Raw genomic sequence first — 9,883 nt, 5'->3', positions numbered from 1 at the left:
GACCCGCTGGGCGACCTCATCGCGCAGCAGCTCGACAAACCCCGCGTGCCGGGAGCGACCGCGCCGGCCGAACCGGCCCAGCGGCCCGGCGCGCCCCAGAAGACCGATCGCCTCATCATCGTGGCCCTGGACCCAGGCCACGGCGGTGAAGACCCCGGCGCCGTGGGACCGAACGGCACTCGCGAAAAAGACGTGGTGCTGCAAATTGCGCATCGCCTGCGTGAGCGCATCAACGCCAGCGTCATCAACGGCAACCCGATGCGCGCCTACCTGACGCGTGACGCGGACTTCTTCGTGCCGCTGCATCAGCGCGTGCAGAAAGCGCGGCGGGTCCAGGCCGACCTATTCGTGAGCATCCATGCCGACGCCTTCATGACGCCCACGGCGCGCGGCGCGAGCGTGTTCGCCCTGAGCCAGGGGGGCGCTTCAAGCAGTGCGGCGCGCTGGATGGCCGACAAGGAGAACAGGGCCGACCTGATCGGCGGCGTCAACGTCAAGAGCCAGGACGCGCACGTGGCCCGCGCGATGCTCGACATGAGCACCACGGCGCAGATCAACGACAGCCTCAAGCTCGGCGGCGCGCTGCTCGGCGAGATCGGCAACGTCGGCCGCCTGCACAAGGGCCAGGTCGAGCAAGCCGGCTTCGCGGTGTTGAAGGCGCCCGACATCCCCAGCGTGCTGGTGGAGACAGCATTCATCAGCAACCCCGAGGAAGAACAGCGCCTGCGCAGCGACGCCTACCAGGAACAGCTGGCCGACGCGATCATGCGCGGCATCCACCGCTATTTCGCGAAGAACCCGCCGCTGGCGCGCAGCCGGTCCGTGTGACGGCCAATGCTTAAGGGTTAAGAAACTCCACCCAACGCATTGCGCATCTTCCCTACCGAACGCTTGGTTACATGCGGTTTACTCAGTGCAGGCAAGCAACAGGAGCAGCACATGCAAACCAGCGCGGCAGAACTTCAGCGATCGGGCAACCAGCTTCCCGGCATGATCGTGCTTGAAGGCGAACTCTCGGCCGCGACCGGGGACGACAGCGACTCTCCGCAACTCAAGGCGCTGGTCCCGGTGCTGAACCGCCTGCGCGGCGCGTTCGGCATGGACATGGTGTTCATCGGGCAGTTGTCCAACGGCCACATCGGAGGCGGCGCGTCGTCGGACCAGCGCTGCAACCCGTTCGAGGAAGCCTACGGCCGCGAGTTGCTCGAGGCGCGCTGCGGCACGTCGCAGTTCGATGCGGTGGCGGTCTTCAGCCAGGAAGGCATCGAAGCCGGCACCCTGGTGTGCGGCGTGACCGCCGGCGCCGGCTACCAGCCGCCGCCCGATTCGCTCAAATCGGTGTCACGTCTGTTGGCGACCACGATGCGCCGCATGACGGCCTGCGCGTGACGCCCGACAAATCCAGCGTCAAGCCGCCTTGCGCCGTGCCTTCCACGCACCCAGGAGCACGAAAACGCCGGGGATGAGGATCATCGCCCAGATGATCTTGTCGAGGTTGGCCTTGACCCACGGTACGCTGCCGAAAAAATACCCTGCGGTGATGATGCCGCCCACCCACAGCGCGCCGCCGGTCACGTCGTAGAAGCTGAACTTGCTGCGCGTCATCTGCGCCACGCCCGCGACGAAGGGCGCGAACGTACGCAGGAAGGGCATGAAGCGCGCGGCGACGATGGTGATGCCGCCGTACTTTTCGTAGAACGCGTGGGCCTGGTCGAACGCCTTCTTGTTGAAGAAGCGCGAGTCCTCCCACTGGAACACCTTGGGGCCGAAATAGCGGCCTATCGTGTAGTTGCTCTGGTTGCCCAGGATAGCGGCCGCCAGCAGCAGGCCCACCGCCACCGGATAGCTCATGAGCCCGACGCCGCACATCGCGCCGACCACGAACAGCAGCGAGTCGCCGGGAAGAAAGGGCATCACCACCACGCCCGTCTCCACGAAGATGATCAGGAACAACAGCGCGTAGACCCAGTTGCCGTAGTTGGTGACGAAGGTTTCGAGGTGTTTGTCGACGTGCAGGATGAAGTCGATGGCGAAGGCGAGCAATTCCATGGGCGGGGATTATCCCTTGCGGGGTGCGGCCGCGGGCTTTCCCTACAATGAGGCCCACTCCATGAACGCCGTTCTCGCCCCCGTCCCGCGCCGCCCGATCCGCGAACTGCCCGATGAACTGATCAGCCAGATCGCGGCCGGCGAAGTGGTGGAGCGCCCCGCCTCGGTAGTGCGCGAACTCGTGGACAACGCACTCGACGCGGGCGCGCGGCAAGTCACCGTGCGGCTGCTGGCCGGCGGCGTTCGCCTGATCTCGGTCGAAGACGACGGGTGCGGTATCCCGCAGGAGGAACTGCCCTCCGCGCTCAAGCGGCACGCGACCAGCAAGATCTCGTCGCTGGCCGACCTGGAATCGGTGGGCACCATGGGCTTTCGAGGCGAAGCGCTGGCCGCGATCTCGTCGGTGTCGGAACTGAACCTGCTCTCGCGAACGGCCGACCAGGCGAGCGCCTTCATGCTCGAAGGCCGCACCGGCGAACTGCGCCCGGCCGCGCGCGCGACGGGCACCACGGTGGAAGTGAAGGAACTGTTCTTCAGCACGCCGGCGCGCCGCAAGTTCCTCAAGACCGACGCGACCGAATTGGCGCATTGCATCGAGGCTGTCCGCCGCCATGCGCTGGCCCGGCCCGACGCAGGCTTCGCGATCTGGCATGAAGGCAAATTGGTCGAACAGTGGCGGCCCGCGACGCGAGAGCAGCGCCTTGCCGACGTACTGGGCAGCGAGTTGCTGGAGCAAAGCGTTGCGGTGGAATATTCCGCGGGCACGATCCGCGTCACCGGCCGCGCGGGCATCCCCGACGCGGCACGTTCGCGCGCCGACCAGCAGTTCGCGTACGTCAACGGCCGCTATGTGCGCGACAAGGTGCTGACGCACGCGGCCCGCAGCGCGTACGAAGACGTGCTGCACGGCCAGCGGCAGCCGGTGTACGCGCTCTATGTGGAAATCGACCCGGCGCGCGTCGACGTGAACGTGCACCCCACCAAGATCGAGGTGCGCTTTCGCGACAGCCGCGAAGTGCACCAGGCGGTGCGGCATGCAGTGGAATACGCTTTGGCCGCGCCTCGGGCAGGCGCCGCCGCCGCACTCGTGCCTGCAGCCGCGTCCGGGTCGGAACCAGCGCGGCAGGCGTTCATGGCTTGGGCACAACCGGCGATGGACTTGCAGCCGGCCGGCCATCGTGTGTCGGACCTGTCTGCGTTGTGGCAGCCGGGCCCACCCGTGCGCCTTGAATCTGCCTTACCGCAAGCTCCGGATAATCGGTCTTCAGAAGCTTCGACAAGTTCTGCCCGAACGAGTGACTTGCCTGCCGGCGACTGGCCGCTGGGCCGCGCCATCGCGCAACTCCAGGGCATCTACATCCTTGCCGAGAACAACCAGGGCCTGGTGATCGTGGACATGCATGCGGCGCACGAGCGCATCGTTTACGAGCGCCTCAAGCGGCAGATGGACAGCAGCGCCGGCGGCGAAGGCGTCTCGCGGCTTTCGAGCCAGCCACTGCTGATCCCGGCGACCTTCGCCGCCACGCCGCAAGAAATCGCAACCACCGAGGCTTCTGGGGCGGCGCTTTCAACGCTGGGGCTGGAGATCACCCCCTTCTCCCCGAAGACGCTGGCAGTGCGCGCCGTCCCCACCAGCCTGGCCCAAGGCGACGCCGTCGAACTGGCGCGCAGCGTATTGGCCGAACTGGCGCAGCACGACGCCAGCACCGTCATCGAGCGGGCGCAAAACGAGCTGCTCGGCACCATGGCCTGCCACGGCGCGGTACGCGCCAATCGAAAGCTCACCCTCGACGAGATGAACGCGCTGCTGCGGCAGATGGAAGAGACCGAGCGATCCGACCAGTGCAACCATGGCCGGCCGACGTGGCGGCAGCTGACGGTGCGGGAGTTGGACGCGTTGTTTATGCGTGGGCGTTAGAGTCAAGCGGACTGCCGTGGTCAGGCCCGCTTGAAAGGATTGAACGACGCCATTTGAGCCAGCAGCAGCCGCACATTGGCGAAGTTCAGTTGCGAGGGCAACAAGGCCGCCCGGCGCTCCGAGTACGGTTCCGAAATTCCGCCGCTGAGCACGATGGCTACTGCCGGGAGGGGGCAGGTCCGTATCCAGGTGGAGCCAGTTAAGAACTTTCGACAAGTGTTCAGCCAGCGTAGTCTTGCCGACGCCGGATGGACCGAAGAGCAGTAGTACCGGGACAGGATGGGCGTCCTCTGGCCGCGTGTTGCGGTGACCGGCAACGAAGTGCCCCGATGGGAAGTGCGAATGTCTCATCAACTCGTTCGAAAGCGCAAGTCCATGGCTACTGTTACTGTCGGAATCGATCTTGCCAACCCATATGCAATGAGAACCCTGGATTTTCCACGTCGCGCGCTGAAGATGGCATTCCGCCTGGCCGCGATCTGGTTTGCCATGGTCCCTTTGAGTGCATCCAGCTCGGACTTTGATGACTACAAGAACGCGCTTGCGGCCGGCGACTCGGCCTCGGTGATTGCCATGCTGCGCTCTGATGGCGGGCGCACGCCGATCGGTCCGCATGGCGAAACGCTGCTGCACAGGGCCTGTTCCTATCTGCACACGGCGCAGCAGCCGAAAATGGTTGCCGCACTGATCGCCGCCCGCTTGGACCTGGAGGCTCGCGACAAGTACGGTGGCACACCGCTGAACTGGGCCGCCGGCACCGGCTGCGTGGAGTGCGTCAGCCTGTTGCTCAAAGCGGGCGCCCAGCGCATGCCGCGCAATGCCAGGGGCGCCACGCCGCTCCATGTTTCCGCAGCCCCCGTGGCCGCCGTGCTGATCGCGGCGGGCGCGGACCCGCTGGCCGCCGACGATCAAGGCAACCTGCCCTTGCACCGGGAGTATCACGACGCATTCCTGGTTGCCGGCGTCAACGTGCGCAACAAGCAGGGCTTCACGCCCCTGCACATGGCTGCGCTTGCCGGCAACGACGAGGGCGTTCGCTGGTTGTTGGCGCGCGGCGCGGACCCGTCCGCGGAAAGCAGCGCGAACTTCGAGCATCGCGATGGGCTGGCGCCCGAGTGGGGCTCAGATCCCGTTCATGTGATCGAGAAAGGCGCTCGTCCCTTGGACATCGCAGCGTGGCAGCATGACCGCACCAAGTGGTCCACCGGCCGGTACCGCGCGACGATGGAATTGCTCGAGAAAGCCACACCACGCCGCAAATGGTTTTCGCGCTAACCGCCCCCGGAGCCGAAGAACACAGGTTGCCAGTGCCAGCCGGAGCGCGTCACCACCGCGCATAGCAGCGTCACCGTGTCGTCCGGCGCCAGCGAGCTTGCGAAGTCATGTGGCAACTCCACTGCTTCGCCGAACATGCGCAGCGGAATGGCGGCTAAGCGCTGCGGATCGATCATGCGGGTCTGCGCGGTCTTCCCCGAGACGCGGCTGGCCGTCGGCCGGGTCGGGTCGAAAGAGTCGTCGCCCGGGCCCCGCATGCTGGCTTCGTCCGCATCTTGCGGGCGGGCGCCGCTGGCCGTCAGCTTCTCCTGCACGCGCACCACGCGCCGCGCGGGATGGAGATTGAGGATGACGCGATGGCCGCGCTCTTCGCCCGTGGCAAGGCGCAGAGCGGCAACGACAACGCTGCCCACCTCGCCTGACACATCGAGCGGCGCGCCTGTTCGCCCGAGCGCGAGCAGACGCGCCCGCAGCTCCTGCGCTTGCGACGGCGATATGTTCGGCGCCGCCGGCACCAGGGTCGCGAAGGAGCCACCCCAGAAAATCAAGCCCACGAAGGCCGCGGCGTGGCCGATGGCCGCAGCCACGGCGAACGGCCAGACCGCCCGCTCGGGCATGGCGACATCCGGGTCCAGCGAGGTGCCCCAGAACAGCAGCAGGATTGGCGTGAATGAAACGCAGGCCAGGACGCGGGCGATGTACTGCGTCTGGTCTTCCGTGGACGTGAACGCCAGTGCCGCGCCCAATACGGCCGGTGCAAAGCACACGGCAACAATCAACGGCGAGGTGTCCACGCCGGTGCGGGCCAGCCAGAGCCACAGCACGGCGCCGGCCAAGGCCAGATAGGCCACCGCCACGCCGGCAACAACGCGGCTGCGGCCACTTTGCGATTCGACCAGACTCGTCATGATCCCCTCCGGGTCGTAGTATCGCGCGCGATCGCTGCCGGCGGAGCCCGATCTCCGGTCGGCAGGAACGGGGCAGCAACGAGAACTTCAACGGCTTGCTTCGGCAGTATCTGTCCAAAGGGAACCCGCACGCGTTCGGTCACGCAGGCCCAATGCGATCACATCGCAGACGACTTGAACAACAGACCAAGAAAGAGATTGGGATTCAACACACCAGCAAAGCTATATCATCGGAACTGATCAGCGTTGCACTTGCTCGTTGAATCTACGCAGGTATAAATCAAACCGTCAAACCCGACAGGCGGACTGGCACGTCAACCCGAGCGCGTCGCTTTGGCGCCTTCCCGCTTTACGCTGTTCCGACCGCATCCACAATCGGCTCCGCCCCCGCCTCCACCACACCCAGCGCCTGCATCCGCGCGCAATAGGCCGCCAGCTTCGCCGTGTCGCAATGCACTTCCAGCGACACCACCTTGCCCCACGCCAGCTTCATTTCGTGCACGCCCTGGTTGGCGCCGGGTGATCCGTCCGGCAGCGTGAAGCTGTCCGTCCAGCTCACGAGCGCACGGGTGTCCCACGGCCAGCCGGTGACGGCCATCGACTGGATTTCGAACCGCAAGTCGGGCAAGAGCCGTTGCAGCCGCGCGTACCACTCGCGCGTGGAAGCAAGGGTGCGCCGCTGCCCGCCCAGCGCGTGCGGGCCGAACATGGTATGCGTGTGGCGCAGTGCGAACTGCGCCACGATCGCGGCATAGCGGCCGGCGTTGATGTCGCGGAAGCTGCGCCGCAGCTTGCGGCGCACGACGAAGTGGTACATGGCTCGCTCCTTGGGCGCTTCCGGCCCTATCTAGACACAAGAAAGATAGCGGTCGGATAGTAGACTCGTATCTTTCTCATGTCAAGATGGGCATGCCCAAAGCCAGGATTCCGACGTACCACCACGGCAACCTGCGCGAGGCTCTGCTCGACGCCGCCGAGGTGCTTCTGCCCCAAAGCGGTCCGGAGGCCCTCACCCTGCGGGAGGTGGCCCGCCATGCGGGCGTCTCGCACGGCGCCCCTTATCACCACTTTGAAAGCCGCGATGCGCTGCTGGCCGCTGTGGCCGAACGCGGCTTCTCAGGCTTGGGCGAGGCAATGGCGGCGGCGGCCGGGGTCACTGCCCGCGATCGGCTGGTCGCCGTCTGCGAAGCCTATGTGGACTTCGCGGCCGGCCATCCCACGCGCTTTCGCCTGATGTTCGGCCCGCTGCTGGCATCCAAGGCTCGTTACCCAGGCTTGAAAGCAGCGGCCGAGCAATCGTTCTTTCTTTTGCTGGATGCAGCAAAGGAAGTGGCGCCTTCGCAGGCGATGCCACTCGCGCTGGCCGGCTGGAGCATGGCGCATGGCCTGGCGCATCTGCGCATCAACCAGGTCTTCGACACCCTGCCTGTGGCCGCGCCGCCTGAAGGTGAATTGGCCGGGCAGCTGGCACGGTGGCTGTTGCAGCACGTTGGCGGGTAGGCGAACTTTTTCGGCCGCGACGGCTCAGTCACCCAGTATGAAATTCCGCACCCTCCTCGCCGCGGCGGCTGCCGCAGCTGCAGCATTGGCACTCACCATGGGCTGCACGACCCTGGACGAGAAGCAGCGCGCCTGGATCTTCCAGCCCAGCGACCGCAGCTGGGGCGGCAGCGCCGAGATGGCGCGCGACATGGACGACGCCTGGATCGCCTTCGACTCCAAGGTCACTGGCCTGCCGGCGAAGCTGCACGGGCTCTGGCTGCCGGCTGCAACTCGCGCCGCCGACGGCCCCGTGTTGTTGTACCTGCACGGCGCGCGCTGGAATGTGGCGGGCTCGGCCCCGCGCATCCGCCGCATGCAGGAGCTCGGCTTCTCCGTGCTGGCCATCGACTACCGAGGCTTCGGCAAGAGCTCGCCTGGGCTGCCGTCGGAAGAGATGGCCTACGAGGACGCCCGCGCGGCCTGGGACTGGCTGGCCGCGAAATTTCCGCAGCGCCCGCGTTTCGTCTTCGGCCATTCGCTGGGCGGCGCCATCGCGATCGACCTGGCGGCGCGGGTCGATGACGAAAGCGGCACCATCGTCGAAGGGACGTTCACGTCGATCCCGGACGTCGCCAGCACCATGAAGTGGGGCTGGCTGCCCGTCGGGCCGCTCATCACCCAACGCTTCGAGTCCGTCGACAAGGTGTCGAGGATCGGCTCGCCGCTCCTGGTGGTGCACGGCGACAGCGACGCCCTGATCCACAACGAGCTGGGCCGCAAGCTCTACGATGCGGCGCAGGGCCGCAAGCGCTTCGTGCTGGTCGAAGGCGGTTCGCACTTCAGCACCATGGCCATGGGCGCCGCCAAGTACCGCGCGGCACTGGCCGAACTGTTCAGCCCGCAGTGGCCACGGTGAGCTGAAAGGCCCGCGGCACGGGGGAGCGGGCACGGCGGGTGCGGACAGGTCTTCTGCTACCCTCGACCGGATGTCCGCCACGCCCCCGCAAGCCCTCGTGCCCCCGCCGGCCGCCGCCATGTCGCCGGGCCTGGTGGTGGTGGTGCTGGCGCTGCTGTTGGGCATCCAGCCCGTCACCACCGACTTGTACCTGCCGGCGCTTCCGGCATTGACCGAAGGCTTCGGCGCGCCGGTCTCCCAGGCGCAGCTGACCCTCACCACCTTGCTCCTCGCGTTTGGCTTGTCCCAACTGGTTTGGGGCCCGCTGTCGGACCGCTTTGGCCGCAGGCCGGTGCTGCTCTGCGGGCTCGCCGCCTACACGCTGGCGTCGATCGGCTGCGCGCTTGCGCCGTCAATGCCGCTGCTCATCGTCTGGCGGACTTTGCAAGGGGTGGCCATGGGCGCCGCCGTGATGTGCGGACGAGCCATCGTGCGTGACCTCTACGAGCCCACAAGCGGCGCCCGCGTGATGTCCAAGGGTCTCACCGGGCTTGGCATCATCGCGTGCGCCTGCGCGCCGCTGGGCGGCTTGTTGACGGACGCGCTGGGCTGGCGCTACGCCCTCACCGCGTTGGCGGTTTTCGGCGCGCTGACCCTGGCGCTCGTGGCGCAGCGCTTCCAGGAAACCGTGCCGCACAAGAACCCGCTGGCGCTGCGACCTGCCACGCTCGTCGCCACGTGGGCGACGATCCTGCGCAACCCCACGTTCCTGGCCTGGTCGGCGCTGTCCACGGCTTCGTACGCCGGCCTGTTCACGTTCCTCGCCTCGTCCTCCTTCGTCTTCATCAAGGTCTTGGGCTTTAGCCGCACCCAGTACGGCTTGCTGATGTTCGTGATGGCCTTCGTCTACATGCTGGGCACCTTCATGTGCCGGCGCCTGCTGTCGCGCTTCGGCCTGCGCAAGTCGGTCGCCATCGCGGGCGTGCTCACACTCACAGGCGGCGCGCTGCTGGGCGGTCTGGCACTGGCGGGCGTGCACAACGGCTGGGCGATCATGCTGCCCTTCCTTCTCTTCATGCTGGCGCACGGCGTCCACCAGCCCTGCAGCCAGAGCGGCGCGGTCGGGCCCTTCCCCCAGGCGGCCGGTGCGGCCTCGGCCCTCAACGGCTTTCTCTCCACCGTCGCCGCGTTCGCGGTGGGCAGCTGGGTCGGCACGCGGCTCGACGGCACGGTGTTCGCGCTGACCAACGGCGTGTGGTTCTGGAGCGTCTGCATCAGCGCCACCGCATGGACGTTGGTGCAAAGGCACGGCGACCCCCGGAAATGACCCACCCCCGAAGCGGCCTGCGGCCGCCT

10 protein-coding genes and 1 pseudogene are annotated in these 9,883 nt (G+C 66.9%); 8 read left to right on the top strand and 3 right to left on the bottom strand.

The features are described 5' to 3' along the window. Nucleotides 1-828 (top strand): N-acetylmuramoyl-L-alanine amidase (locus EEB15_RS21315; protein ID WP_199236589.1); only part of this gene is annotated, 828 nt, incomplete at its 5' end. Nucleotides 829-939: 111 nt separating this feature from the next. Then, entirely contained in the window at nucleotides 940-1,389 is a 450-nt protein-coding gene (locus EEB15_RS21310) for a hypothetical protein (protein WP_141511900.1), read from the top strand. 18 nt (nucleotides 1,390-1,407) lie between these two features. Here EEB15_RS21310 and EEB15_RS21305 read toward each other — a convergent pair whose 3' ends face one another. Beyond that, nucleotides 1,408-2,049 (bottom strand): DedA family protein, encoded by a 642-nt coding sequence (locus EEB15_RS21305; RefSeq protein WP_141511898.1) that lies wholly within the window; start codon nucleotides 2,047-2,049, stop codon nucleotides 1,408-1,410. A 61-nt stretch (nucleotides 2,050-2,110) separates the two neighbouring features. Between EEB15_RS21305 and mutL the strand changes: the two genes are divergently transcribed. Beyond that, complete coding sequence (gene mutL / locus EEB15_RS21300) at nucleotides 2,111-3,967, top strand: DNA mismatch repair endonuclease MutL (RefSeq protein ID WP_141511896.1); 1,857 nt, start codon at nucleotides 2,111-2,113, stop codon at nucleotides 3,965-3,967. Between the two features lie 306 nt (nucleotides 3,968-4,273). Beyond that, nucleotides 4,274-5,242 carry an ankyrin repeat domain-containing protein gene (locus EEB15_RS21295; protein ID WP_158290185.1) on the top strand — a complete coding sequence of 323 codons (969 nt, stop codon included), beginning with the start codon at nucleotides 4,274-4,276 and terminating at the stop codon, nucleotides 5,240-5,242. On the opposite strand, the gene EEB15_RS21290 is transcribed toward EEB15_RS21295, so the two are convergent. Beyond that, the gene (locus EEB15_RS21290) at nucleotides 5,239-6,150 is read right to left on the bottom strand and encodes a hypothetical protein (RefSeq protein ID WP_141511892.1); all 912 of its coding nucleotides are present in this window, start codon (nucleotides 6,148-6,150) and stop codon (nucleotides 5,239-5,241) included. The genes EEB15_RS21295 and EEB15_RS21290 overlap by 4 nt on opposite strands. A 65-nt stretch (nucleotides 6,151-6,215) precedes the next feature. Here EEB15_RS21290 and EEB15_RS34285 point away from each other — a divergent pair. Then, nucleotides 6,216-6,390: pseudogene (locus EEB15_RS34285) on the top strand (transposase); the annotation flags it as partial. A gap of 109 nt (nucleotides 6,391-6,499) precedes the next feature. Here the strand turns inward: EEB15_RS34285 and EEB15_RS21285 are convergent. Next, the gene (locus tag EEB15_RS21285; protein WP_141511890.1) at nucleotides 6,500-6,967 is read right to left on the bottom strand and encodes a nuclear transport factor 2 family protein; all 468 of its coding nucleotides are present in this window, start codon (nucleotides 6,965-6,967) and stop codon (nucleotides 6,500-6,502) included. An 86-nt stretch (nucleotides 6,968-7,053) separates the two neighbouring features. On the opposite strand from EEB15_RS21285, the gene EEB15_RS21280 reads away from it, so the two are divergent. The 3 genes from EEB15_RS21280 to EEB15_RS21270 all read left to right on the top strand — a co-directional run bounded on the left by EEB15_RS21280 (nucleotide 7,054) and on the right by EEB15_RS21270 (nucleotide 9,854). Then, a complete protein-coding gene (locus EEB15_RS21280) occupies nucleotides 7,054-7,650 on the top strand; it encodes a TetR/AcrR family transcriptional regulator (RefSeq protein ID WP_233259566.1) in 597 nt (198 codons plus the stop codon). A gap of 37 nt (nucleotides 7,651-7,687) precedes the next feature. Beyond that, nucleotides 7,688-8,548, top strand: coding sequence for an alpha/beta hydrolase (locus EEB15_RS21275; protein WP_141511887.1), 861 nt, complete (start codon nucleotides 7,688-7,690; stop codon nucleotides 8,546-8,548). 70 nt (nucleotides 8,549-8,618) lie between these two features. Next, nucleotides 8,619-9,854 (top strand): multidrug effflux MFS transporter, encoded by a 1,236-nt coding sequence (locus EEB15_RS21270; RefSeq protein WP_199236588.1) that lies wholly within the window; start codon nucleotides 8,619-8,621, stop codon nucleotides 9,852-9,854. The last annotated feature ends 29 nt before the right edge of the window (nucleotides 9,855-9,883 follow it).

It is taken from the genome of Ramlibacter sp. WS9 (genome assembly GCF_003797765.1).
Taxonomy (GTDB): Bacteria; Pseudomonadota; Gammaproteobacteria; order Burkholderiales; family Burkholderiaceae_C; genus Ramlibacter.
Note: the sequence above shows the minus strand (reverse complement) of the source record. Positions and strands in the feature narration are given on the sequence as shown.